Genomic DNA, 25624 nt, shown 5'->3' with positions numbered 1-25624 from the left:
CGAGAGAACCCTGATGAGCACCTCTTTACCATTCGAACAATGGCTCGCCCATATTCGTACGCATTCAACGTTCTACCGCAAGTCTTTACGGCATTTACCCGCGCAGAATTGCGCTCTGGAGGATTTCCCCATTGTCGACGTCGCCGACTATTGGGCCGGCAGTCATGACCTGGACCATTGGGACGTACTGACCGGCAAAGTCGAAGACGCACTGATCTACAAAACCGGTGGCACGACCAGTCAGGGAAAGCTGTCTGTGTACACCCACGCTGAATGGCAGCGGATGCTCGAATGCTTCGGTCAGAGCCTGGCAGCACAACTGAGGGCTGGTGATCGAATCGCCAACCTGTTCTTTTCCGGAGACCTGTACGCCAGTTTCCTGTTCATTCATGGCGCCCTTGGCAAAGTCGATGTAGCCATCACCGAATTCCCGTTCACCGGGGCGGTGGATCTCGACGTGCTGACCGAGGCGGTGACCGGCCACCGCATCAATGTGCTGGCCGGCGTGCCTGCGCACCTGCTGGCGTTTGCCGACCATTTGGATCAACAGGGGCGAACGCTGCCCGGCATCACCACCGTGCTGTTCGGCGGAGAAAATCTGTTCGACAGCCAGTTGCCTGCGTTGCAGCGCGCCTTCCCACAGGCACGCTTCGCCTCCATCGGCTATGCCAGCGTCGACGCCGGGCTGGTGGGCGCCAGCGCACCGGACTGCAACCTGGGCGAGCACCGCGTATTCGGCGAACAGATACGGGTGGAGATCATCGATGAACTGAGCGGTGAGGTCATCCAGGCGTGCGATCGGCCCGGCAATCTGGTGGTGACCAACCTCACCCGAACCCTGATGCCCATCGTGCGGTATCCAGTGGGCGACCGAGCGTGCTGGCGCGAGCCGGTTGGCACCCCGCGACGCAAGTTCGCGCTTCAGGGCCGCAGCGCGAAAAGCCAGCGAGTGCGGGTAGGCGTTTTCTCACTGTTTTCGCAGGAAATCAGCGACATCATCCGCAGCATTGGCGGTGACCTTCAGTGGCAATTGATCATCGAGCACGCACAGAACAACGACCGCGTGTTGCTCAAATGGGTGCCTGGCGGGCAAACCCAGGCTTGCCAGTCACTCTCCAACACATTGAAAGCTGCCTTGACCAAACAGTATCCGGGTATCGACCAACTCGACCTGCACGTCCAGGCCTGCGGCCTGCAAGCGTTGGAACGCCATCCACGCTCTGGCAAGCACCTGTCGATCATCGACCGCCGCACCTATGCTCCGTTGACAGCGAGGCACGCCGGATGAGCAGCGTGGTCATCCGAGCGTTCAGGCCCACGGATGGCGTCGGAACCAGCGAATTGTTCCGCCGGGTTTACGGCGATCACTACGTCTCACCAGACGTCTACCTGCCACACATGATTGGCCTGCACAACCTGCTGAACCGTTGGCACTCCATGGTCGCCGTGGAGGATGAGCGCGTGGTCGGTCATGCCGCATTGTGTCGGCAGACGGCCGATGGTGAAGACGCGGAACTGGCCCTGATCGCGGTGGACCCCGCGGTGCAGGGCGGCCAGATTGCGACGCGCCTGGGGCAGCAATTACTCGACAGCTGCCAGGACCTCGGACTTGCCAGGCTGTCAATCAAGCAAGTCACCAGCCATTGCTACAGCCAGCGTCTGGCACAACGCCTGGGGTTCCATGACACCGGGCTGCTGCCTGACCATGTGCCCTCACCTTTCGCCACGGTCCACGCCGAAACCATCGTGGTCGGCAGCCAGGTGGTCAGCGGCCATCGCCGCCCGCTGCCGCACCTCAAATGGCCCGCGGCATGCCAATGGCTGACGCAACCCTTGGCATCGCTGTTTGGTACCTCGCTCGAGGCGCCCTTGCCTTCGGTACAGCCTTTTCAAATCCGACAGCTGCCCGGAAGAATCGACATTGTGGCCGGGTACATAGGCCTTCGCCTGGCCGGGCAACTGCTGCGCTTGCCGGCCCATTGGTCACTTTCAGTGCGACTCGGACTGCGTCAGCAATTCGCCGACGATTACCAACGATTGATGGACGCCGGATTCATCTTCACCGGGATCATGCCTGCCGAAGGCGACCCCGGCTGGCAGGCGCTGTTTCACCGTGGCGCCCTGGATCGCCCGCTCACCTTGCATTCAGAGCCGATGCAACGGCTCCACGAACAAGTGCAAGCCCAAGGGCACATCTGGAGGAGCGCCCAGGCAGGTTCGGCGGCTTGAAGATGAGTTGGCGCTAAAGCGCCCCAGGCTGTTTGCGCATGACCCTGTGGGAGCGAACCTGCTCGCAATGACGGCGGCAAGGTCGACACTGGCCAAGCTGAACCACCGCGATCGCGAGCAGGCTCGCTCCCGCAGGGTTCTGCGGTGGCGGGTGAATTTGCTCCGAACTTCGAATCAGCATCGCCCCCAACCTGACAACTCTGTAATCCGCCCCTCAGCCCACTGTCAGCTCACGCTCGCTACTCTGTTATCCTCCTCCCAAACTGTTCGACACGAGACTGTCCCCATGGCCAATCCCCTGCACCTGCTCGCCCTGAGCGCGTTTTTTGTCACCACCCTGGCCCAGGCCGCCGAACCGATCACCATTGACGTACACCGCGATACCAATTGCGGTTGCTGTAAAAAATGGATTTCACATCTGCAAGAAAACGGCTTCAAGGTCAACGACCATGTTGAAACCGACATGAGTTCAGTCAAACAACGCCTGGGTGTTGCGCCCAACCTGCGCTCCTGCCACACCGCCCAGATCAATGGCAAATTCGTTGAGGGGCATGTCCCGGCCGACCAGGTCCTGGCGTTGAGCAAAGGGAACGACCTGCTCGGTGTGGCCGCGCCTGGCATGCCCATGGGTTCGCCCGGTATGGAAACGGACGGCATGAGTGATGCGTATCAGGTGATCGGTCTGAAAAGCGACGGGACGCAAACCGTGGTGGCGGATTACCCGGCCCACTGATGGGCGAGGCTTACATCGGCTTGTTCCTGGCGGCATTCGGTGCCGCCACCTTGTTACCGCTGCAATCCGAAGCACTGCTGGTTGGGCTGTTGCTCAGCGAACGCTATGAAACCTGGCTGTTGCTGGGGGTCGCCACCGTGGGCAACGTACTGGGCTCGCTGGTGAACTGGTGGCTGGGCACACGCCTGGAGCAGTTCAAGGATCGGCGCTGGTTTCCGGTCAGTCCGGCGCATCTGGACAAGGCCCGCGTGCATTATCAGCGTTATGGGCGTTGGTCGCTGCTGCTCAGTTGGATGCCCATCATCGGCGATCCACTGACCTTGGTGGCGGGCGTGATGGGCGAGCCGTGGCGGCGCTTTGTGTTGATCGTGACCCTGGCCAAAGGGTTGCGTTATGGCGCACTCGCCCTCGCGACCCTGGGCTGGATGGGTTGAACGTTCGCGACTTTGGGTTGCCTGTGGTTAATGTCGCCATAATCGGGCCACGCCAGGATCGGCCGGATGCCCAAAGGAGATTGCCCATGTCGCGTTCCACTGCTCGCTGGTTACCCAGCCTGTTTCTGACGGCCGCCCTGCCGCTGTTCGCCCAGGCCGAAAACCCGCCTGAAGGCCCGGCCTATGGCCCGGAACTCCAAGGCTTCGAATACCCCTACACACTCAAGCACTTCCCCCTTCAGTCCCAGGGCCAATCGTTGCAAATGGGCTACATGGACGTGCCGGCCCAAGGCGAGGTCAATGGCCGCACCGTGGTGCTGATGCACGGCAAGAACTTTTGCGCCGCCACCTGGGGCGACTCGATCAAGACCCTCAGCGAGGCTGGTTACCGGGTCATCGCCCCGGATCAGATCGGTTTCTGTACGTCCAGCAAGCCCGCTCATTACCAGTACAGCTTCCACCAACTGGCAACCAACACCCAGGCCCTGCTCAAGGCTCTCGGGGTGCAGAAAAGCATTGTGCTCGGCCACTCCACCGGTGGCATGCTCGCCACCCGTTATGCCTTGCAGTTTCCCGATCAGGTCGAGCGGCTGGCGATGGTCAACCCCATCGGCCTGGAGGACTGGAAAGCCCTCGGCGTGCCCTACCGTACAGTGGACCAGTGGTACGAGCGCGAACTGAAACTCAGCGCCGACGGTATCCGCAACTACGAGCGCAAGACCTACTATGGTGGCCGCTGGAAACCGGAGTTCGAGCGCTGGGTGGACATGCTGGCCGGGCTGAACAAGGGGCCGGGGCACACGCAAGTCGCGTGGAATTCGGCGCTGATCTACGACATGATCTTCACCCAGCCGGTCTACTACGAATTCAAGGACCTGAAAGTACCGACGCTGCTGCTGATCGGCACCTCCGACACCACCGCCATCGGCAGCGACATCGCGCCGCCGGCCGTGAAAGCCAAACTGGGCCGGTATGAAGTGCTGGGCAAGCAGGTGGCTCAATTGATTCCCCAGTCGACCCTGGTGGAGTTCGCCCATCTGGGGCATGCCCCACAGATGGAAGAGCCGGACCGGTTCCACCAGGCCTTGCTGGGCTGGCTGAACAAACCCATTCCCTGACGAGGTGTTCCATGGCGGTGCAAATAGCAGTCATCGATGATTGGCAGGACGTAGCGCGGGACGTGGTGGACTGGTCGGTGCTCGATAGCATCGGCCAGGTGACATTTATTCATGAGTACCCTGCCGAGCGCGACACCCTCGCCGCGCGCCTGCACCGCTTCGAAGTGATCTGCGTGATGCGTGAACGCACGCCATTCGACGAAGGCCTGCTGCGCCGCCTGCCCAACCTCAAGCTGTTGCTCACCGGCGGCATGCGCAATGCCGCTCTGGACCTCAAGACAGCCGCAGAACTGGGTATCCAGGTATGCGGCACCGAAAGCTACAAGCACGCCGCCCCCGAGCTGACCTGGGCGCTGATCATGGCCCTGACCCGCAACCTGGTGCAGGAGGCCAATGCCTTGCGCGCCGGGCTATGGCAGCAAGGCTTGGGCGGCGACCTGCATGGCAAGACCCTGGCGATCCTCGGCCTGGGCAGCATCGGCACACGGGTAGCTCAGTTCGGCCAGGTCTTCGGCATGCGGGTGATTGCCTGGAGCCAGAACCTCACCGCTGAACGGGCCGCAGAAGTGGGTGTGACCTACGTGAGTAAACAGGAACTGTTCGAACAGGCTGACATTCTCTCGGTGCATCTGGTACTCAGCGAGCGCTCCCGCGGTTTGGTGGACGCCCAGGCGCTGGGCTGGATGAAACCCCACGCGCTGTTGGTCAATACCGCACGCGGTCCAATCGTCGATGAAGCCGCCCTGATCGACGCCCTGCGCGACAAACGCCTGGCCGGTGCCGCCCTGGACGTCTTCGCCGAGGAACCCCTGCCATCCGACCACCCGTTCCGATCCCTGGAAAATCTACTGGCCACACCGCACGTGGGTTACGTCACCCGGAACAATTATCAGAAGTTCTATTCCTTGATGATCGAAGACCTGCAAGCCTGGGCGGCCGGCAAACCGATCCGCCTGTTGACCCCCACTGGCGACTGAACACGTTTTAAGTGGGAGCAAGCCTGCTCCCACAGAAACAGCGTATTTCCGGGCCAACAATGGCCACTAAAATGCCTCTATTTCACCCGCCCCCTGATGGTGCATCGCGCCATTGCATCGCGCACGCCGATGAAACACCCCCATTCCCCATACACCCATTACGTTTCCAGAAACTGCACTTCGTCGGTGCGTATCCCGCTTTGTCGTGTAAGACATTGCCGCCAACAAAGCTGATTGTCGGACAATTCGACGAAGCGCGCCGCACCGCTCTAGGTTCTGACCTAGACTGCCAAACCGGGGAGAAAACCGACCGGTCGTCCAGACGAAAAAAAGTGGAAACTTTTCGCAACGGCGACGGGTCAGGTTAGAGGTAGGGCAACAACGGCTGGTGCAGTCCTTGCAAGTCCTTGAAGCAGCCCCTTCACCTGATTCGCTTAACCGCATTGGGCAGCGCTTTGCTTACCTTGCGTAGCGCTTGTGCGCCTGGCCGCAGGATTCGGCCAATGAAACAACAGCTCTGGCGCTTGCCGGAAACAGATCGAGAAAATGGGAGAAAGTTATGATCAGTGCTGCCTTGGAACCACAGCAAGTCCGTTCTCAACTTCCGCTGGCGACTGACTCGCCGACGGCACCGGTGCTGGCCACCGGCGGCAAGGCACTGCTCCCGGTCGTCAGGCAGAATCCCAATCGCAAGAAGGTATTGTTCGTAACCTCGGAAATTGCCGACCTGGTCAAAACCGGCGGCCTGGGCGATGTTTCTTCCGCCCTGCCCCGGGCCATGGCCGGCCTGCATGACGTGCGAGTCCTGATCCCCGGTTACCCGCAGGTGATGAACAGCGGCAACCCGATCCACATCATCGGTGAACTGGGCGGCCACGCCGCGCTGCCGCCCTGCAAGATCGGGCGCATGGACATGGCCGACGGCCTGGTGATCTACGTACTGATCTGTCCGGAGCTCTTTGCCCGTGAAGGCTCACCCTACGGGGCCAACAACGGTCGCGACTGGCCCGACAACCACATTCGCTTCGCCCGACTGGGCCTGGCCGCGGCGGATATCGCCGCCAACCTCGCCCAAATCCACTGGTGCCCCGATCTGGTCCACGCGCATGACTGGCCGGCCGGTCTGGCGCCGGCCTACATGCACTGGCGTGGGCAACGCACGCCTACCCTGTTCACCATTCACAACCTGGCATACCAAGGCGTAGTGAGCCTGGCCTCCTGCCCGGAGCTGGGTATCCCGGAGCACGCGCTGCAACAGGAAGGCATGGAGTTCTACGGCAAGTTGTCGTTTCTCAAGGCCGGCATGGCCTACTCCAGCCATATCACCACGGTTAGCGCCACCTACGCCCAGGAAATCACTACCCCGGCATTCGGTTGCGGGCTCGACGGTTTTCTTGCGGCTAAAACACAACAAGGCCTGCTCAGCGGCATTCCCAATGGCATCGACGAGAGTTGGGACGCGGCCACCGATACGCACTTGTTCCGCCAGTTCGCCATGGGTGACTGGGAAGGCAAAGCCGTGAACGCGGCTCATGTACGCGATCTGTTCGGTCTCGACGACTCCAGCGGCCCGCTGTTCGCCGTGGTTTCGCGCCTGGTGTACCAGAAAGGCCTGGACCTGACCGAAGCCGTCGCCGAGTTCATCGTCGAATCCGGGGGCCAGATCGCGATCATCGGTCGCGGCGAACCGGAGGAAGAGCAAGCCATGCGTGAACTGGCGCTGCGTTTTCCCGGACGCATCGGTGTACGCATCGGCTTCAACGAAACCGACGCGCGGCGGATGTTCGCCGGCAGCGACTTTCTGCTGATGCCTTCACGCTACGAGCCCTGCGGCTTGAGCCAGATGTACGCCCAGCGCTTCGGCTCGCTGCCGGTGGCACGCAATACCGGCGGGCTGGCGGACACCATCGAAGACGGCATCACCGGCTTCCTGTTCGATGAGTCCACCGCCGAAAGTTACAAACAGGCATTGAGCCGGGCCTTCAAGGTCTTCGAGTTCCCTGACCTGCTCAACGCGATGCGCTGCCGGGCTATGTCAGCGCCATTCAACTGGTGCAAGGCCGTGGAACCCTACGCCGAACTCTATGAACAGCTAGTGGCCAAGTCACTGGGTAAATCGGCCAGACAATGAGGTAACAATGCCGTCAAGGACGCCTGAAACCTGGACCCATGGCGCGGTCATGCTCGATGCCGAGCACACCCGCTTCGCCCTCTGGGCCCCGGATGCTTTTTTTGTGAGTGTCGAGCTCGACACTGGAGATTCAATACCGCTACTGCCCCAGGCCGATGGCTGGTTCATGATCCAGACCCGTTGCCCCGCCGGCACTCGTTATCGCTACAACATCGACGGCGAACTGGAGGTTCCCGACCCGGCGTCCCGCGCCCAGGCCGGTGACATTGACCGCCACAGCGTGGTGGTCGACCCTCATGCTTACCGATGGCGCCATACCCAATGGTCCGGGCGCCCCTGGCATGAAGCTGTGATCTATGAGTTGCACGTCGGCGCCCTCGGTGGTTTCCAAGGCGTCGAACAGCACCTGGCGCGCCTGGCTGGATTAGGGGTAACCGCCATCGAACTGATGCCGCTGTCGCAGTTTCCCGGTGACCGTAACTGGGGCTACGACGGCGTCCTGCCCTACGCTCCCCAGGCCTCCTACGGCACGCCGGAACAGCTCAAGCACTTGATCGACAGCGCCCACGGCCACGGGCTGGCGGTGATTGTGGACGTGGTCTACAACCATTTCGGCCCCGACGGCAATTATCTGCACCGTTACGCAAAAGGTTTTTTCCGCGAAGACAAGCACACCCCCTGGGGCGCGGCAATTGACTTCCGGCGCCGCGAGGTGCGGGACTTCTTTATCGACAATGCGCTGATGTGGCTGCTGGAATACCGTTTCGACGGACTGCGCCTGGACGCCGTGCATGCGATCGAAGATCCGGATTTTCTCCAGGAACTGGCCGCCAGGGTGCGCGAACAGGTAGATCCGGTTCGGCATGTCTGGTTGACCGTGGAAAACGAACACAACCAGGCCAGCCTGCTGGAGCACGGCTATGACGCCCAGTGGAACGATGACGGGCACAACGCCCTGCACGTGCTGCTGACCGGCGAAACCGACGCCTATTATGCTGACTATGCCCAAGAGCCGACGGAACAATTGGCACGCTGCCTCAGCCAGGGCTTTGTCTTCCAGGGCCATATCAACCGCCACGGCGAGCCCCGGGGCGAACCCAGCGGTCACCTGCCCCCCAGCGCCTTCGTGCTGTTTCTGCAGAACCACGATCAGATTGGCAACCGGGCACTGGGTGAACGCCTGCACCAACTGGCCCCGCCTCAGGCCGTGCAAGCGGCGACGGTCTTGTTGCTGTTGTCGCCGATGATTCCGCTTCTGTTCATGGGCGATGAAGTAGCCGCCCGGCAACCCTTCCTGTTTTTCACCAGCCATCACGGCGAGCTGGCGGAGCTGGTTCGTGAGGGTCGGCGCAACGAGTTCAAGGCGTTCAGTGCCTTTGCCGATCCCGAAAAGCGTGAACGCATCCCGGACCCTAACGCGGCTGATACCTTCGAGGTGTCGAGGCCTGAGCTGGAGGCGCAGCACGCTGAGCAACTAGCCAGTGAAACACTCTATCGACAACTGCTGAAAATCCGCCGTGAAGCGATCGTCCCGCGCTTGCCCGGAGCCCAGGCCTTGGACGCCGAAGTGCTGGGCCATGGCGCAGTCAGCGCACGCTGGCGCATGGGCGACGGCAGCGTGTTGCGCATTGACCTGAACCTCAGCGATCAGCCGGTCAAGCATACCGCTCAAGAAGAGGCCGAGATTCTTTTCGAACATCCGCAGCACGCCATGGGTCTGTTGCAGCAAGGGGCCCTGGCGCCCTACAGCGCGCTGGTCAGTCTGACGCACGCGGCAAACTTGCCCAACATCACTGGAGAGCGCCTATGAGCGATGCGCAACTGGAAATTCTCGCCGGCCGAGCGGGCCTGGCGGTGGACTGGATCGACGCCAACGGCCGGGCGCAGAAAGTCTCGCCCGCCGTCTTGCGTTCAGTCCTCATCGGTCTGGGCCATCCAGCCGGGACCGCCCAGGAAATCGACGCCAGCCTGCTGCAATTGCAGCAGGACCAACAGAATCATCAATTGCCACCGCTGATCACCGCCGATGTCGGCGCCAGCGTGGATCTGAGCCGCTACTTCGAAGCCGCCACGCCCTGCGAAATCCAGCTCGAGGATGGTGCCACACTGAACCTGAAACTCGACGCCGACGCCAGGTTGCCGGGGATGGTCCCGGTGGGTTACCAGCACGTCAGCATCCAGGACCAGCATTTCACCCTGGCGGTCGCGCCAGCACATTGCTATAGCGTGGCCGATGCGGTGGATAATCCGACGCCCCGCGCCTGGGGCCTGAGCGCGCAGTTATATGCGCTGCGCCGCCCCGGCGACGGAGGTTTCGGTGACACCCAGGCCCTGGAGGAGTTGGTACGGGTCGCCGGCGAGCGCGGTGCCGACGCCCTGGCGATCAGCCCGATGCACGCGATGTTCAGCAGCGACACCGGCCGTTACAGCCCCTATTCACCGTCCAGCCGGCTCTTCCTCAACAGTCTCTATGCCGCGCCGGGCACCGTTCTCGGCGAACGCGCGCTGCGCGCGGCCATTGACGCCACTGGTTTGACCAACCAACTGCGCAATCTGGAAGAACAACCGCTGGTGGATTGGCCCGTGGCGGCCCAGGCCAAGCAGAAAGTCCTGCGCGCCCTGTACGACGGCTTCAGCCAGGGCGAGCATCCATTGCATGAGGATTTCAGCAGTTTCCGCCACACCAGCGGCGAACCCCTGGAGAATCATTGCCGCTTCGAAGCCCTGCAGGCCGAACGTGCGGCTCGGGGAGAGAGCCTGGACTGGCGCCATTGGCCCGAAGAATGGCGCAACCCGCGTAGTTCGACGCTGGCGCATTTTGCCGAGGAGAACGCCGACGAAATCGGCTTCTACGCGTTTTGCCAGTGGCTGATTACCCGGTGCCTGGAGCGCGTCCAGAGCGCGGCTAAATCCAGCGGCATGGGCATTGGCCTGATCGCTGACCTGGCAGTAGGCGCCGATGGTGGAGGCAGCCAGGCCTGGAGTCGGCAGGATGAACTGCTCGCCTCGTTGACCGTGGGCGCACCGCCGGACATCCTCAACCGCTCCGGCCAAGGCTGGGGCATCTCGGCATTCTCGCCAGAGGGGTTGGTACGCAATGGTTTTCGCGCGTTCATTGAGATGCTACGGGCCAACTTCGCCCACGCCGGCGGCTTGCGCATCGATCATGTGATGGGCTTGCAGCGCCTGTGGGTGATCCCCAACGACGCCCCGCCCAGCGATGGCGCCTACCTTTATTATCCGGTGGACGACCTGCTGCGTCTGCTGGCCCTTGAATCCCATCGCCATCAAGCCATCGTCCTGGGCGAAGACCTCGGCACCGTGCCCGAGGGCCTTCGCGAGAAGCTCAGCGCCCGGTCGATCCTCGGCATGCGCGTGCTGTTGTTCGAACAGGACAACACCCACTTCAAACCCATCCTCGACTGGCCGGACAATGCCCTGGCCACGACCAGTACCCATGACTTGCCGACCCTCAATGGCTGGTGGCACGGCCACGATATCGACTGGAATGCCCGGCTGGACCTGATCGATTCCCACACCGAGATGGACTGGCGCAGACACCGCGAGCGTGAACGTGAAGGCCTGAGCAATGTGTTGAATCAGGACCCGCAGAACTTTCGTGAAGAACACCAGGATACCGACGAGATACTCGACGCCAGTGTGCGTTTTCTCGGCCATACCCGTGCGCCGCTGGTGTTGCTGCCCCTCGAAGACGCCCTGGGCATCGACGAGCAGGCCAACCTGCCTGGCACTACCGATACCCACCCCAACTGGCGGCGTCGCCTGGCGTGTGACAGCCAGGTGCTGCTGGATGACCCGGGCGCCGCCCGGCGTCTGGAAATCCTCGCCTGCGCAAGGCTTCAGGCGAACGAGCGTGACCGATGAATCAGACGTTGATCCAACCATTGCGGGCGACCCTTCGCCTGCAATTTCATAAAGGCTTCACCTTGGACGATGCCATCCCCCAGGTGCCGTACTTCGCATCGTTGGGCATCAGCCATATTTACGCCTCGCCACTGCTCAAAGCCCGCGCCGGCTCCATGCATGGCTACGATGTGGTCGATCCGACCCAGGTGAACCCGGAACTGGGCGGCGAAGCGGCGCTTCGACGCCTGGTCGCCAGCCTGCGTGAGCACCGAATGGGGTTGATCCTCGATGTCGTGTCCAACCACATGGCCGTCGGCGGCAATGACAATCCCTGGTGGCAGGACCTGCTGGAATGGGGACGTTTGAGCCCCTTCGGCGAGTTTTTCGATATCCAGTGGCATTCTCCCGACCCCTTGATGGAGGGCCAACTGTTGCTGCCGTTTTTAGGCAGCGACTACGGAGTGGCCTTGCAGGAAGGCACCCTGAAGTTACGCTTCGATGCCACACAAGGCAGCTTCCTGGCCGAGCATTACGAGCATCACTTCCCTATCTGCCCCATGCAGTACGGCGAATTACTCAAACCTGCCGAAACGCTGCCATCCGAACAGGCCGAATCCCTCAAGGCGTTGGCCGAGCGTTTTACCACGCTGAACTACCAGACCGACGCCCATACCCTGGCCCGACCGCTGCAGCAGCAATTGCAAGAGCTGGCCAGCCAGCCAGGTATCCAGGCCACCATCGAAGAGAACTTGCGCGCCTACGACTCCCGGCAACCCGAGGGGTTCGAGCGTCTGCATCAATTGCTGGAGCGCCAGAGTTACCGGCTCGCCAGTTGGCGTACGGCGGCGGACGACATCAACTGGCGGCGCTTTTTCGACGTTAATGAGCTGGGTGGCCTGCGGGTCGAGCGCCCCGCGGTGTTCGAAGCCACCCACGCCAAAATTTTCGAATTGATATCCGAAGGATTGGTGGACGGCTTGCGGATCGACCACATCGACGGTCTTGCCGATCCTCGCGGCTACTGCCGCAAATTGCGCAGGCGTCTTGATTCGCTTTCGCCCTCGCGGCACCTGCCCATTTTCATTGAGAAAATCCTCGGCGATGGCGAGAGCCTGCGTCGGGACTGGAACATCGACGGCAGTACCGGTTACGAGTTCATGAACCAGATCTCGTTGCTGCAGCATGACCCGGCCGGTGCCGAACCCCTTGCCGAGTTCTGGAGTCGCCACAGCGAGCGACCGGCGCACTTCATCGAAGAAGCGCGTCTGGCCCGTCAACAGATTCTCAATGGCTCCCTGGCCGGAGACTTCGAAAGCGTCGCCCAGGCCCTGTTGCAAGTCGCGCGGGACGACGTGATGACCCGTGACCTGACCCTCGGCGCCATTCGCCGCGCGTTGCAGGAACTGATCGTGCACTTCCCGGTGTACCGCACCTACATCAACCCGCTCGGCCGCTCCAACGAAGACGATGTGTTTTTTCGTCAGGCCCTGGAAGACGCCCGACAGACCCTCAGCGAAGCCGACTGGCCGGTGCTCGACTACCTGGCCGACTGGCTCGGCGGCATGCCCTGGCGGGATCGCCCACGGGGTGGTCAGCGCAAACGGCTGCGCCATGCTTGCGTGCGCTTCCAGCAACTGACCTCGCCAGCCGCCGCCAAGGCCGTGGAAGACACGGCGCTTTATCGTTCGGCAGTACTGCTGTCGCGCAATGACGTGGGCTACAACACCGAACGGTTCAGCGCCCCGCCGCAAGCGTTTCATGACGCCTGCCTCGAGCGCCTGGAGCATTTCCCTGACAACCTGATGACCACCGCCACCCATGACCATAAGCGCGGCGAAGACACCAGGGCGCGGCTGGCGGTCATCAGCGAACGAGCTGATTGGTACATGGCGTGCGTGGACCAGTGGCGCATTCTTGCGCCATCGCTGCACAGCGACCCCGCCGCTCCTTCAGCCGGTGATGAATTGATTCTGTACCAGGCGCTACTGGGAAGTTGGCCGCTAGACCTGGATGTGCACGACCACACGGCACTGGCCGACTACAACGAGCGCATGTGGCAATGGCAACGCAAGGCTTTGCGCGAAGCCAAGTTGCAAAGCAGTTGGTCGGCCGTCAACGACGCTTATGAGCAGGCGACCCAACTGTTCCTGGAGCGGCTGTTGCTCGGTGATGAGGGGCTGCCTCTGCGCAACGCCCTCGCCGAAGCGGTCCAGGTCATCGCCCCGGCGGGCGCCCTCAACAGTTTGGCGCAAACCTTGCTGCGCATGACTGTGCCTGGTGTACCGGACCTGTACCAGGGTAATGAGTTCTGGGATTTCAGCCTGGTGGATCCGGACAACCGCCGCCCGGTGGATTTCCTGGCGCGCCGCGAGGCGATGCAAACACCAGGCACCCCAGCGCAACTGGTAAGCACCTGGCGCGATGGCAGGGTCAAGCAAGCGTTGATCGCCAGGACACTGGCCGTGCGCACCGAACACTTGCAACTGTTCCAGCAAGGCCGCTATCAGCCACTGCAAGTGGTTGGCGCGCAGGCCGAACGGGTCCTGGCCTTTATGCGAGAGCATGAGCAACAACGGGCAATCATAGTGGTACCGATTCATGCAGCACGCCTGCTGGAAAACGGTGCCGTGCCGCTGGTGGCTGCATCGGACTGGGGCGACACCCGCGTATCACTACCGTTTGCCCGTGGGGATGAAAAACTGAAGGGACTTTTTTCCAGCGCGGCAGTCACACCCCAAAGGGAGCTGATGGTCAGCGACGCGCTGGGGGATTTCCCGGTCAATGTCTTTATCCAATCTTGAGTTCAGTCAGGAGCACTGCGATGAGTACCGACGATAAACGCATTCGTGAATTCGCCTATCAGATCTGGGAATCCGAGGGTAAGCCTGCCGGGCAGGAAAAACGCCACTGGGAGATGGCTCGCAAACTTGCCGAGGCCGAAGCCCTGGCACCGAGCAAACCCGCCAAGGCGGCCGGTAAACCAGCGGCGAGCAAGCCTGCCGCGACCAAGAGCACCGCAGCCAAGCCTGCCACGAAAAGCACTACGCCCAAGGCCAAGCCTGCAGCCAAACCTGCCGCTGTCAGCACCGCGGCGGAAAAACCTGTGGAGAAAAAGCCACGAGCGCCGCGCAAGCCGCCGGCTAACTGATCCATACCTGACATCCGCCTCAAGGGCATGCGCCCCCGTGCTGACAAGGGCGCGTGCTGACGCCACACCAGGCCGACGCCTGGGTGCGCGGTGTCCATCAATGGTGCCGCTAGGCGGCACAGCGGGAGCAAGCTGCCTCGCCACAGTGAAAAGAATAGATTTTAAGTGAACAGCATTGCCGTATCTGTCTGTCTTTTGCAGGAGCAACTATGACCCATCCAAAAAACACTACGCCGCCGCCCGTTATCGAGGCTTCGCGGATTCGTGAAGGGCTGCCTTTCCCGCTGGGTGCGACGTGGGATGGCCTGGGGGTCAATTTCGCGCTGTTCTCAGCGAACGCCACCAAGGTTGAACTGTGCATTTTCGATGATACCGGCGAAGTCGAGCTCGAGCGTATCGAGCTGCCGGAGTACACCGACGAGATTTACCACGGCTATCTGCCTGACGCCCATCCGGGGATGATCTATGGCTACCGGGTCTATGGCGCTTACGACCCGGAGAATGGCCACCGCTTCAACCCCAACAAACTGCTGATCGACCCCTACGCCAAGCAATTAGTCGGCGAGCTGAAGTGGTCCGAGGCACTGTTTGGCTACACCATCGGCCACCCGGACGGCGACCTGAGTTTCGATGAACGCGACAGCGCGCCCTTCGTACCCAAATGCAAAGTCATCGACCCGGCCCACACCTGGGGCAACGACCAGCGTGTCAGTGTGCCGTGGGACAAGACCATCCTGTATGAAACCCATGTTCGCGGTATCAGCATGCGTCACCCCTCGGTACCGGAAAACCTGCGAGGCACCTTCGCCGGATTGATGGTGGACGATGTGCTCGAGCACATCCGCAAGCTGGGTGTTTCATCGGTGGAGCTGCTGCCCGTCCACGCGTTCGTCAATGACCAGCACCTGCTGCACAAAGGCATGACCAACTACTGGGGCTACAACAGCATTGCCTTCTTCGCCCCGGACCCGCGTTACCTGGCCAGCGGCAAAATCGCCGAATTCAAGGAGATGGTTGCGCACCTGCACGAGGCCAACCTGGAAGTCATCCTCGACGTGGTCTACAACCACACCGCTGAAGGCAACGAGCAAGGCCCTACCCTGTCCATGCGCGGCATCGACAATGCCTCGTACTACCGGCTGATGCCGGATGACAAACGCTACTACATCAACGATTCCGGCACCGGCAACACCCTGGACCTGAGTCACCCGTGCGTGCTGCAGATGGTCACCGACTCCCTGCGCTACTGGGCCACGGAAATGCACGTCGACGGCTTCCGTTTCGACCTGGCGACTATTCTGGGTCGATACCACGATGGCTTCGACGAGCGCCACAGTTTCCTCGTCGCCTGTCGCCAGGACCCGGTGTTGCGCCAGGTGAAAATGATCGCCGAGCCGTGGGATTGCGGCCCTGGTGGTTATCAGGTGGGTGGGTTCCCGCCAGGCTGGGTGGAGTGGAACGACAAATTCCGCGACACGGTGCGCGCATTCTGGAAAGGCGACGACGGCCAACTCGCCGACTTTGCCAGCCGTATGACCGCCTCAGGCGAGATGTTCAACCAGCGCGGTCGTCGCCCATACGCCTCGGTGAACTTCGTAACCGCCCACGACGGTTTTACCCTGCACGACCTGGTGTCGTACAACGACAAACACAATGAAGCCAACGACGAAAACAATCAGGACGGCAGCAACAACAACCTGTCCTGGAACCATGGCGTCGAAGGCCCGACAGACGATCCTGAGATCAATGAACTGCGTCAGCGGCAGATGCGCAACTTCTTTGCGACCTTGCTGCTGGCCCAGGGCACGCCGATGATCGTCGCTGGCGATGAGTTCGCTCGGACCCAGCACGGCAACAACAACGCCTATTGCCAGGACAGCGAAATCGGCTGGGTCAATTGGGACCTCAGTGAGGATGGCGAGGCGCTGCTCAAGTTCGTCAAGCGCCTGATCAAACTGCGCCTGACCTACCCGATCCTGCGGCGCGGGCGGTTCCTGGTGGGCAATTACAACGAAGACCTGGGCGTCAAGGATGTCACCTGGCTGGCCCCCGATGGCAGCGAGATGACCACCGAGCAATGGCACGACGGCCACGGTCGGTGCCTGGGCATGCTGATGGACGGGCGCGCCCAGGAAACCGGTATTCGTCGCAAGGGTGGCAACGCGACCCTGCTTCTGGTGGTCAACGCCCATCACGACATCGTCAACTTCCGCCTGCCGGAAGTGCCCGAAGGCAGTTTCTGGACATGCATGGTCGACACTAACCAGCCAAAGGTGCGTGGCCAGGAGCGTTTCGATTTTGACTACGAATACTCCGTCACCGGCCGCTCGCTGTTGTTGTTCGAGTTGCAACGTGAGGAGGAGGAATAAACCTTCGATAAACGGGTGAAAAAACACAACCGCAGGGACGCGGTTTGTTCACCCGCTCAGTCCCCGCGCAGAAAAACAGCATTCGCAACAACATGGGGCGCGACGAATCGCCCAACATGATCAATACTTGGCGAGCGGTAGATTCCAGGATCGGAACATCGCCGCACGCAGTCAGGCCCTGGTGGGCACCACCGGGCAATCGGCCCGGTGCATGGCTGAAAGATTGAATACAAACAGGGACGTCTCTCATGAAACTCGCTTCTCGCTTGCCAGGTCGACAGCATCCGCAAATATGGAACAGCGCCCCCCAGCTGGCCGACATTCCAATCATCAGTACCCAGACCCTCATTCCCGCTGGCGCACGCGCCGTCATCCTTGCTCCACATCCGGGTGATGAGGTCGGTGCCTGTGGCGGTCTGCTCCAGTTGCTGAGCAATCTGGGTCATCCCATCTTGCTGATCTCGGTCACCGACGGCAGCATCAGCCATCCCGGCTCACCACTGTGGACCGATGAGCGCCAGCATGCCTACCGCCCCCATCCCCAGGAAAGCGTGGACGCCCTGCATCGCCTGGGGGTACCTGCCCGTGGCATGCAGTGGGTGCGCGGTGGTTTCCCGGAAAAAACCCTCGCCGACCATGAGGCCCAACTGAGCGCTTTCATCGCTCGGTACTTGAAGCCGGGCGACGTTGTGTTCAGTACCTGGCGCAAGGATGGTGACAGCGACCATGATGCCGTTGGCCGCGCCGGGGCCCTGGCCGCCGAAAGCATCAAGGCGGTGTTCATTGAGCTGCCGGTGTGGGCCTGGCACTGGCCGGTCCGTGAGCAAAACAAGATCCCTTGGCACCGGGCCCGCAAGCTGCGCCTGGATATCTGGACCACCGCCCGCAAACGTCACGCCATGCACGCCTATGCCAGCCAACTCAACGGCGAGCCCGCCAGCGGCATCGCACCGTTGGTGCCACGGGTCATTCTTGATCGCATGGGGTTGCCCTATGAAATTGTGTTCATCTGACCACCGCCAATCCAGTGTGAGGGATGTCACAAAAGCGATGCCCCCTACCCTGTGGGAGCGAGCCTGCTCGCGATAACGGTGGTTCAGCGGGTGACGTGATTGACCTGGCAACGGGGAAAAATCCGGAACTGCGGCAGCCACCATAAGTCGCATGAACAGGTACGTCTGATTCAGGAGTGAACGTGACTGGCGATCCCAACCGGCAAGCCGCCGATTCAACGCCGTTGGACACGCCCGCGGCGGTCCATCGGCTACGGGTTCTGACGGTCAATACCCACAAGGGTTTTACCGCCCTCAACCGTCGTTTCATATTGCCCGAGCTGCGTGAAGCGGTACGCAGCACCGGTGCCGACCTGGTGTTCCTGCAGGAAGTACTGGGCGAACACGACCGCCACGCTTCGCGCTACGAGAACTGGCCGCCAATGTCCCAGTACGAGTTCCTCGCCGACAGCATGTGGAGCGATTTTGCCTACGGCCGTAACGCGGTGTATCCCGATGGCCATCATGGCAATGCCTTGCTCTCCAAATACCCGATCCGTGAGTTTCGTAACCTCGACGTTTCCATCACCGGTCCCGAGCGGCGCGGACTGCTGCATTGCGTGCTGGACGTACCGGGTCATGCCGAGGTCCACGGAATCTGCGTGCACCTGAGCCTTCTGGAAAGCCATCGCCAGTTGCAGCTCAAATTGCTCTGCCAATTGCTGGATTCGTTGCCCGAAGACGCCCCGGTGATCATCGCCGGTGATTTCAACGATTGGCAGTTGCGCGGCAATACCGCCCTCGCCCGTCGCCAATACCTGCACGAAGCCTTCGAGCACCATCACGGTCGTCCGGCGAGGACCTACCCGGCCCGCTTCCCCCTGCTGCGTCTGGACCGTATTTACCTGCGCAACGCCACCAGCCATGCCCCGCAAATCCTGGGCAGCAAACCCTGGACACACCTGAGCGATCACCTGCCGCTTTGCGTGGAAGTGCATTTGTGAGGCCAAACACTGCTCTTTACCTGCAATACCTGTAAGTTCTGACAGTAGCGACGCTCGTTATTCGTTGTTAGGGTCCTTTCCATACAGCGAGCGTTGCCAGGCCCTGCGTGCCTTCTGTAGTGCAACCGATGCTGAAACCGGCATAACACGGGTGCCGATGCAGAGGGATAGCACATGAGCTTGCGCGATCAAGGTTTCAATCGGCTGTTCCACGCGGTATGCGTATCGGCCCCTTTCCTGTTATCCGCTCAATCTGCCATGGCGGCTTGCACATTGACGCCAACGGCGGGCGATGACGTTTATGTCTGTGACAGCGGCACCAGCCCTGGACTGACGGACCTTTCTGGCAACAACAGCCTGACAATGCCGGCCAATGGCAGCGGTATCATTCAGGGCGACGTCATTTTCGACGCCGGGATCGACCGCATCGAGATCAATGCCAACGGCGTGATTGACGGCGACGTCGAGCAAGGTTCGGAGGGCGATGAGTTCGTGATGAATGGCGGCAGGATTCTCTCCATCTCCCAAGGCGATGGCCTCGATCAGTTCACGATGACCGGCGGCACCATCGTCGATGCGTTCGAAGACGGCGACATTGCGCGAATGTCCGGCGGCAGCATCGGCCGGGTCGATATGAAACTCGATGACAATGTGTTCGACATGTCGGGCGGGCAGATCATCGGCAACCTGGTGGCCGGTTTCGGCCACGACACCATCATCCTGTCCGCAGGCCGTATCGGCGGCAACGTCAGCGTCAGCGGTGGCAACGACCGTATCACCGTGAGCGGTGGCGAAATCATCGGCGAAGTCCGGGCCAGTGCCGGCGATGACCGATTGCAGTGGAGCGGTGGCCTCATTCACTCGGCTGTTCTGATGGGTGAAGGCAGCGACACGGCGGTATTGCGCGCCCTTGACGAAACAGGGCTCGCCACCACGCCCAGTGTGGATGGCGGGTTGGGCCAGGACCTACTGACCTTTGAGAGCAGCACCTCCGGCACGGGAGCCCGTTATGCCAACTGGGAAACGATCAATCTGATCCGGGACTCACGCCTGGATCTGGATGACGCGCTGGTGCTAGGTGATAGCGCCACTGGCACCGGGACGCTGACGATCGATGACAGCAGCACCCTGACGTCGACCCAGGGCAGCGTCGCGCCGTTTACCGCCGGCCAGCTGGCAACCCTCAACAACAACGGGATCATTGACCTCACCCGCGAGAACACCCGCACCGACGACACCCTCACCGTGCAAGGCAACTATGTCGGTACGAACGGCCAGTTGCGCCTGCAGACGGTGGTCGGCGCCGACGACTCTTCCAGCGACAAACTGGTGGTCGATGGCGGAACACTCACAGGCAGCACGTCCATTACGGTCACGAACCTGGGCGGCATGGGCGCACAAACCACCCAGAACGGCATCGAGCTGGTCCAGGCTCAGGGTGGCGCGGTCAGCGACATCGGTGCCTTCTCGCTGGCGCAATCGGTCTCGGCCGGCGCCTTCGATTATCGTTTGTTCAAAGGCGGCGTGGCCGGCAATGAAAACAGCTGGTACCTGCGCTCAGACTTGGTCGCCGGACCGATAGCGGCGCCCAGCTCGACGTTGCCGGCCTTGCCAGCGGCAGTGCCCGGTGCCGCGCCCATCCCGTTGTACCGCCCGGAAGTGCCCAACTGGTCGGTGCTGCCTCCCGCCGCCGCGCAACTGACCCTGATGGCCTTGGGCACGTTCCATGATCGTCAGGGCGACCAGCGCCTGCTTACCGAAACCGGTGCGTTTGGAGCAGGTTGGGGCCGGGTCTACGGCAAGGATCTGGACCAGACCTGGGCCGGCACGGTGACCCCGCGGCTGGACGGGTCCATCAAGGGTTTTCAGGTGGGCAACGATTTGTACAGCGCGCCGATGTCCGGCGGCCAAACCCAGCGCATCGGTTTCTTCGTCGGCCATACCGAACTCAATGGCAAGGTCGACGGTTTCAACCTGGGCTTTGAGGGCCGACACGCCGGCAAGATAGAGCTCGACGGCGACAGCTACGGGTTGTACTGGACACTCACCGACCCCAGCGGCGGCTATGTCGACGCGGTGGTGATGGGCACACGGTTCAACGGCGACAACCGCTCCGAACGCGGTCTCAAAATCGATAATCGCGGGCACGCCCTGACCTTGTCGGCAGAGGCCGGTTATCCATTCGCTGTCACTGCTGACTGGGTCCTGGAACCCCAGGTCCAAGTCATCCATCAGAAGATCTCTCTGGATACGCAGGACGACGGGGTCTCAAGGGTCGAGTTCGATGCCGATAGTGCCTGGACCGGTCGCCTCGGCGCCCGGCTCAAGGGTCGCTACCTGGTCAGCGGCACGCCGGTGGAGCCCTATCTGCGGGCCAATGTCTGGCACACCTTTTCCGGCACCGATACGGTGACATTCGACGATGCCCATCGGATCGAGACCCAGCAGCGCGCCTCCACCGGCGACCTGGGCGTCGGCGTCATCGTGAGCCTGGCATCCACGGTCAGCATCTATGCGGCGACGGACTACAGCCATGACCTCGACAGCACGCAACAACGCAGTGTGTCGGGCAACATCGGCGTTCGAATCAAATGGTGAGTCGATGAACCAGAGGGGAAACGGTGGATTGACGTCAATTCACTGATCTGGATAACCGAAAAAAATCAGTTATTTATTGGCTCTGATTTCAGTTTGCCATTCATCGTTCATTTTCTTGACGCGACGGCACCGGTCTTCTTGACTACAACGTACTACCCCCGGAAATACAGTCAGGGGCAAGCCTCGGAACCCCGCTACAGCGGACGGCCCGAGGTTTGCCTCAATCCATTCGGTCGCCCCTCGTTCGGGGTAGGAGAGACGCCATAAGCGAGAAACGCATGCGATTGCAAGGCAGGCCCCCATGAAAACTTCCCTCCGTCCACAAGAGATCACTACCACTTTCTACACAATCTCGACTTCGTTGTTACTGTGTTCGTCCATGGAGGTATGGGCCTGGCCCGCCGAGCAGACGTCGCAACCCTGGTATGACCGAACACAGTCCGACAGCCAGGGCGCCGCCTCCATAAACACTGACCCCACCTCCAGCAAGAGTCCCGCCCTCTTCACCTTGCGAAACGACAGCGGCCATACCCAACGCGTGGGCCTGATCAGTGGACAGAACCAGGTCATCACCCGCGTCAATGGCACGCTGGTGACACCGGCCATGGCCGAGCCCGGCAAAGAAGCACTGAACCTGCAAGGCACCCATCTGGGCGCGTACTGGAGCCTGACCGGTCCGGCAGGCTGGCATGTGGATCTGAGTGCCAGCGGCGGGCGCGTCAACGGTTACAGCCGCACCGAGCAAGGCCAGCGTCAGGCCGCTGAAGGCAATGCCGTCACGTTGTCGGTCGAAGGCGGTTTTCCCATCGGTATCAGCGACCATTGGGTGGTCGAACCCCAGGCGCAACTGATCAACCAGCGCATCACCCTTGACAACCCCAATGCCGAGAACGGCTCCGGCAACGAACTGAGCACCTGGAGCGGGCGCGTCGGGGCACGCCTCAAAGGGACGTATCAGGTCAACGGCCTGGGCGTGGAACCCTACGTGCGCACCAACCTTTGGCACACGGTCCAGAGTGCCGACACCTTGACCCTGGACAAAGTCGACAAGATCAGCAGCAGCCGCAAATCTTCCACCGTCGAGGTAGGGCTGGGGTTGGTGGCGCGGGTTACACCGGTGGTGAGCCTCTACATCAGCGCTGACTACAGCAGCGACGTCGACGACAACGACCTCAACGGGCTGATCGGCAGCCTGGGGGTACGGATGCGTTGGTAAACCAGCGCTTCAGGGCGGGTCGCAGCCATGTGTTGGCGACTCGCCATGCCAACCGACAATGAGTCCAGCCTGCCCGCCTCCACACCTGCCTGACGCCGATAAAATCCTGTCCCTCGCCCCCCGGCACTTAAAACGCACCGCCATTTGGGCGTATAACCCTAAAAGCGATTTACGCCTGAAAGCCGTCAGCCCATGGCTCATTTCATTGATGGAGTAACGACATGACCCAAGCCAACCTCTTCGCCAACCTGTTTCCCAGCGCTGCCGATATTCCGCAGGCCTACCGCCTCGAGGGACAGATCGAGCAGCGCGAATACCTGATCGATGGCGTGCTGCAAACCTGGCAAGGGCCGCTGGCAGTTGTTCGCAGCCCGGTGTACCTGGCAGGCCCGCAGGGGGACGAACAAGTGATACTGGGCAGCACGCCGCTGCTGGATGCACAGACCGCGCTCACCGCCCTGGACGCGGCCGTCCGCGCGTACGACCGCGGCCAGGGCCAGTGGCCAACGATGCGCGTTGCAGAACGCATCCGCCATGTGGAGGCGTTCTTGGCGCGCATGCGCGAACAACGCGAGGCGGTGGTCAAGTTGCTGATGTGGGAAATCGGCAAGAATCTCAAGGACTCCCAAAAAGAATTCGACCGCACCTGCGATTACATCGTTGACACCATCAACGCCCTCAAGGAACTGGACCGCCGCTCCAGCCGTTTCGAGCTGGAACAGGATACGCTCGGACAGATCCGCCGCGTGCCACTGGGCGTGGCCTTGTGCATGGGACCCTACAACTATCCGCTGAACGAAACCTTCACCACGTTGATTCCGGCATTGATCATGGGCAATACCGTGGTGTTCAAGCCGGCCAAGCTCGGCGTACTGCTGGTGCGGCCGCTGCTGGAGGCATTTCGCGACAGCTTCCCGGCCGGTGTGATCAATGTGATCTACGGCAGCGGCCGGGAAACCGTCAGCGCGCTGATGGCCAGCGGCAAGATCGACATCTTTGCCTTCATCGGCACCAACAAAGCTGCAAGCGATCTGAAAAAACTCCATCCGCGCCCGCACCGTTTACGTGCCGCCCTGGGCCTGGACGCAAAGAACCCGGGCCTGGTTCTGCCGGATGTGGATCTGGACAACGCCGTCAGCGAGGCGCTGACCGGCTCGCTGTCTTTCAATGGCCAGCGCTGCACCGCATTGAAGATCCTGTTTGTCCACGAAGACCTGGCACCGGCATTCATCGAGAAGTTCAACGCCGGGCTGGCTGCCCTGAAACCTGGCATGCCGTGGGAAGATGGCGTGGCACTGACACCGTTGCCCGAAGCGGGCAAGGTCGATTATCTGCAGGCGCTGGTGGCCGATGCCGCCGCCAAAGGTGCGCAGGTGACGAATGAACACGGTGGCGAATCCCGCGGTTCGTTCTTCTATCCGGCCGTGCTCTATCCGGTGAACACTGCAATGCGGGTCTACCACGAAGAACAGTTCGGCCCGGTCGTCCCCATCGTGCCGTACCGCGACCTCAATACCGTGGTCGATTACGTGCTCGAGTCCGATTTCGGCCAACAGTTGAGCATCTTCGGCAACAACCCGGCCGAAGTCGGCAAACTGGTGGACATCTTCGCCAACCAGGTCGGACGCATCAACATCAACGCCCAATGTCAGCGTGGCCCGGACACGTTCCCGTTCAACGGCCGGAAAAACTCGGCCGAGGGCACATTGTCGGTCCACGATGCGCTGCGCACCTTTTCGATCCGCACGTTGGTGGCGACCAAGTTCCAGGACAGCAACAAGGCGCTGATCAGCGACATCATCCGCGGGCGGGACTCTAACTTCCTGACCACCGACTACATCTTCTGACCCGCGCCGAACGATGGGTTATGGCAGGGCTGGACGGCGCACCTTGATGCCCCAGCCCTGCTGCATGCCGGCGGCCGCCAGCAGGATCGCTGCCACACCCAGCCACTGCAGCAACTCGAGGCGATGACCGAAGGCGAACCAGTCGACGAAAATCGCCGCGATCGGATAGATGAACGACAATGCGCCGGTCAATGCGGTGGGTAGCCGTTGAATCGCGCTGTATAACAACACGTACATCACGCCGGTATGAACCATGCCCAGGGTTACCAGGCTAGCCCAGGCCTCGGGCTGCTGCGGCAACGCCGAAAAGTTCGCCCAGGGTGCCAACAGCAACACACCGGTGCTGACCTGAATCAGCGCGATCAAGTGCGGCGGTGTCCCGGTCAGATGCTTGATGATCAACGCCGCAATGGCGTACAGCAAGGCAGCGCCCAGCGCCAGGGCGATACCCGTCAGATAGTCGCCGCCACCCTGCCCTTGCTCACCGTGGGCGCTGACGATGGCCAACATGCCGAGAAACGACACCGCCAGCCAGAACAGCTTTTGGGCGGTGATTTTTTCCCCCAGCAACAACGCCGCCAATCCCACCAGCATGAACGGCTGAACGTTGTACACCGCCGTACCGATGGCAATCGACGCGCGGGAGTACGAAGCAAACAGCAGCACCCAGTTGCCCACGATCGCCACGCCACTGAGCACCGCCAGCAGGAAGGTGGTGCGCGTCAGGAGACCCGGACGCAAGAATCCGAAACCGGCGCAAATCAGCAGCAAGGTCGCAGCACCGAACACGCAGCGCCAGAACACCACGTCCAGCACCGGCACACCGGAAACCAGCACGAACCAGCCGATGGTTCCGGAAATCAACATGGCGGCGGTCATTTCCAGCGAACCGCGACGTAAGGTCTTGTCCATCTTCAGGCTCCTTCAGCAAGTGGGCACAGTATGCCGAGCCAAAGGGGCG

The 25624-nt window shown here is 61.5% G+C and carries 18 protein-coding genes; 17 read left to right on the top strand and 1 reads right to left on the bottom strand.

Going from position 1 to position 25624, the window contains the following annotated elements; all coding sequences use genetic code 11:
• The first annotated feature begins 13 nt into the window (after positions 1 to 13).
• From QOM08_RS13210 to QOM08_RS13130, 17 genes are all read left to right on the top strand, one after another.
• A complete protein-coding gene (locus tag QOM08_RS13210) occupies positions 14 to 1288 on the top strand; it encodes a phenylacetate--CoA ligase family protein (protein WP_305468350.1) in 1275 nt (424 codons plus the stop codon).
• The gene (locus tag QOM08_RS13205; RefSeq protein ID WP_160892630.1) at positions 1285 to 2229 is read left to right on the top strand and encodes a GNAT family N-acetyltransferase; all 945 of its coding nucleotides are present in this window, start codon (positions 1285 to 1287) and stop codon (positions 2227 to 2229) included. The genes QOM08_RS13210 and QOM08_RS13205 overlap by 4 nt, the downstream gene beginning before the upstream one ends.
• Positions 2230 to 2515: 286 nt before the next feature.
• Positions 2516 to 2962, top strand: coding sequence for a DUF411 domain-containing protein (locus QOM08_RS13200; protein ID WP_316913153.1), 447 nt, complete (start codon positions 2516 to 2518; stop codon positions 2960 to 2962).
• Entirely contained in the window at positions 2962 to 3396 is a 435-nt protein-coding gene (locus QOM08_RS13195; protein WP_076385003.1) for a YqaA family protein, read from the top strand. Before QOM08_RS13200 ends, QOM08_RS13195 begins: the two co-directional genes overlap by 1 nt.
• Positions 3397 to 3482: 86 nt before the next feature.
• Positions 3483 to 4514 carry an alpha/beta fold hydrolase gene (locus QOM08_RS13190; protein ID WP_047226570.1) on the top strand — a complete coding sequence of 344 codons (1032 nt, stop codon included), beginning with the start codon at positions 3483 to 3485 and terminating at the stop codon, positions 4512 to 4514.
• 11 nt (positions 4515 to 4525) lie between these two features.
• Positions 4526 to 5491, top strand: a complete 966-nt coding sequence (locus tag QOM08_RS13185; protein WP_139050372.1) for a D-2-hydroxyacid dehydrogenase family protein — start codon at positions 4526 to 4528, stop codon at positions 5489 to 5491.
• A 559-nt stretch (positions 5492 to 6050) separates the two neighbouring features.
• The gene (glgA, locus tag QOM08_RS13180; RefSeq protein WP_047226572.1) at positions 6051 to 7622 is read left to right on the top strand and encodes a glycogen synthase GlgA; all 1572 of its coding nucleotides are present in this window, start codon (positions 6051 to 6053) and stop codon (positions 7620 to 7622) included.
• 7 nt (positions 7623 to 7629) lie between these two features.
• Positions 7630 to 9432 carry a malto-oligosyltrehalose trehalohydrolase gene (gene treZ / locus QOM08_RS13175; RefSeq protein ID WP_316913152.1) on the top strand — a complete coding sequence of 601 codons (1803 nt, stop codon included), beginning with the start codon at positions 7630 to 7632 and terminating at the stop codon, positions 9430 to 9432.
• Entirely contained in the window at positions 9429 to 11507 is a 2079-nt protein-coding gene (malQ, locus tag QOM08_RS13170) for a 4-alpha-glucanotransferase (protein WP_139050374.1), read from the top strand. Before treZ ends, malQ begins: the two co-directional genes overlap by 4 nt.
• Positions 11504 to 14290 carry a malto-oligosyltrehalose synthase gene (locus QOM08_RS13165; RefSeq protein ID WP_173407004.1) on the top strand — a complete coding sequence of 929 codons (2787 nt, stop codon included), beginning with the start codon at positions 11504 to 11506 and terminating at the stop codon, positions 14288 to 14290. Before malQ ends, QOM08_RS13165 begins: the two co-directional genes overlap by 4 nt.
• A gap of 20 nt (positions 14291 to 14310) precedes the next feature.
• The gene (locus QOM08_RS13160) at positions 14311 to 14637 is read left to right on the top strand and encodes a DUF2934 domain-containing protein (protein WP_107322529.1); all 327 of its coding nucleotides are present in this window, start codon (positions 14311 to 14313) and stop codon (positions 14635 to 14637) included.
• Between the two features lie 209 nt (positions 14638 to 14846).
• Positions 14847 to 17006: a glycogen debranching protein GlgX gene (gene glgX / locus QOM08_RS13155; protein ID WP_047226577.1), complete on the top strand. Its 2160-nt coding sequence runs from the start codon at positions 14847 to 14849 to the stop codon at positions 17004 to 17006.
• Between the two features lie 248 nt (positions 17007 to 17254).
• Positions 17255 to 18019 (top strand): PIG-L family deacetylase, encoded by a 765-nt coding sequence (locus QOM08_RS13150; RefSeq protein WP_316913151.1) that lies wholly within the window; start codon positions 17255 to 17257, stop codon positions 18017 to 18019.
• 182 nt (positions 18020 to 18201) lie between these two features.
• Complete coding sequence (locus QOM08_RS13145; protein WP_316913150.1) at positions 18202 to 19002, top strand: endonuclease/exonuclease/phosphatase family protein; 801 nt, start codon at positions 18202 to 18204, stop codon at positions 19000 to 19002.
• A 174-nt stretch (positions 19003 to 19176) separates the two neighbouring features.
• Positions 19177 to 21600 (top strand): autotransporter outer membrane beta-barrel domain-containing protein, encoded by a 2424-nt coding sequence (locus QOM08_RS13140; protein WP_310662529.1) that lies wholly within the window; start codon positions 19177 to 19179, stop codon positions 21598 to 21600.
• Between the two features lie 301 nt (positions 21601 to 21901).
• On the top strand, positions 21902 to 22816 hold the full coding sequence (locus tag QOM08_RS13135) for an autotransporter outer membrane beta-barrel domain-containing protein (protein WP_316913149.1): 915 nt from the start codon (positions 21902 to 21904) through the stop codon (positions 22814 to 22816).
• 221 nt (positions 22817 to 23037) lie between these two features.
• Positions 23038 to 24663, top strand: a complete 1626-nt coding sequence (locus tag QOM08_RS13130; RefSeq protein ID WP_047226581.1) for an NADP-dependent glyceraldehyde-3-phosphate dehydrogenase — start codon at positions 23038 to 23040, stop codon at positions 24661 to 24663.
• Between the two features lie 18 nt (positions 24664 to 24681).
• Here QOM08_RS13130 and QOM08_RS13125 read toward each other — a convergent pair whose 3' ends face one another.
• A complete protein-coding gene (locus tag QOM08_RS13125; protein WP_305468337.1) occupies positions 24682 to 25575 on the bottom strand; it encodes a DMT family transporter in 894 nt (297 codons plus the stop codon).
• Between the last annotated feature and the right edge of the window lie 49 nt (positions 25576 to 25624).

Origin of the sequence: Pseudomonas sp. P105, assembly GCF_032614175.1 — a bacterium.
GTDB classification, from domain to species: domain Bacteria; phylum Pseudomonadota; class Gammaproteobacteria; order Pseudomonadales; family Pseudomonadaceae; genus Aquipseudomonas; species Aquipseudomonas rhizophila.
The sequence above is the reverse complement of the archived record's forward strand: the minus strand, read 5'-3'. Positions and strand labels throughout refer to the sequence as shown.

Excerpts from the sequence above, each read along its gene's own strand:
- QOM08_RS13210 (WP_305468350.1), top strand. The coding sequence starts at position 14 with ATGAGCACCTCTTTACCATTCGAACAATGGCTCGCCCATATTCGTACG.
- QOM08_RS13205 (WP_160892630.1), top strand. The coding sequence starts at position 1,285 with ATGAGCAGCGTGGTCATCCGAGCGTTCAGGCCCACGGATGGCGTCGGA.
- QOM08_RS13200 (WP_316913153.1), top strand. The coding sequence starts at position 2,516 with ATGGCCAATCCCCTGCACCTGCTCGCCCTGAGCGCGTTTTTTGTCACC.
- QOM08_RS13195 (WP_076385003.1), top strand. The coding sequence starts at position 2,962 with ATGGGCGAGGCTTACATCGGCTTGTTCCTGGCGGCATTCGGTGCCGCC.
- QOM08_RS13190 (WP_047226570.1), top strand. The coding sequence starts at position 3,483 with ATGTCGCGTTCCACTGCTCGCTGGTTACCCAGCCTGTTTCTGACGGCC.
- QOM08_RS13185 (WP_139050372.1), top strand. The coding sequence starts at position 4,526 with ATGGCGGTGCAAATAGCAGTCATCGATGATTGGCAGGACGTAGCGCGG.
- glgA (WP_047226572.1), top strand. The coding sequence starts at position 6,051 with ATGATCAGTGCTGCCTTGGAACCACAGCAAGTCCGTTCTCAACTTCCG.
- treZ (WP_316913152.1), top strand. The coding sequence starts at position 7,630 with ATGCCGTCAAGGACGCCTGAAACCTGGACCCATGGCGCGGTCATGCTC.
- malQ (WP_139050374.1), top strand. The coding sequence starts at position 9,429 with ATGAGCGATGCGCAACTGGAAATTCTCGCCGGCCGAGCGGGCCTGGCG.
- QOM08_RS13165 (WP_173407004.1), top strand. The coding sequence starts at position 11,504 with ATGAATCAGACGTTGATCCAACCATTGCGGGCGACCCTTCGCCTGCAA.
- QOM08_RS13160 (WP_107322529.1), top strand. The coding sequence starts at position 14,311 with ATGAGTACCGACGATAAACGCATTCGTGAATTCGCCTATCAGATCTGG.
- glgX (WP_047226577.1), top strand. The coding sequence starts at position 14,847 with ATGACCCATCCAAAAAACACTACGCCGCCGCCCGTTATCGAGGCTTCG.
- QOM08_RS13150 (WP_316913151.1), top strand. The coding sequence starts at position 17,255 with ATGAAACTCGCTTCTCGCTTGCCAGGTCGACAGCATCCGCAAATATGG.
- QOM08_RS13140 (WP_310662529.1), top strand. The coding sequence starts at position 19,177 with ATGAGCTTGCGCGATCAAGGTTTCAATCGGCTGTTCCACGCGGTATGC.
- QOM08_RS13135 (WP_316913149.1), top strand. The coding sequence starts at position 21,902 with ATGAAAACTTCCCTCCGTCCACAAGAGATCACTACCACTTTCTACACA.
- QOM08_RS13130 (WP_047226581.1), top strand. The coding sequence starts at position 23,038 with ATGACCCAAGCCAACCTCTTCGCCAACCTGTTTCCCAGCGCTGCCGAT.
- QOM08_RS13125 (WP_305468337.1), bottom strand. The coding sequence starts at position 25,575 with ATGGACAAGACCTTACGTCGCGGTTCGCTGGAAATGACCGCCGCCATG.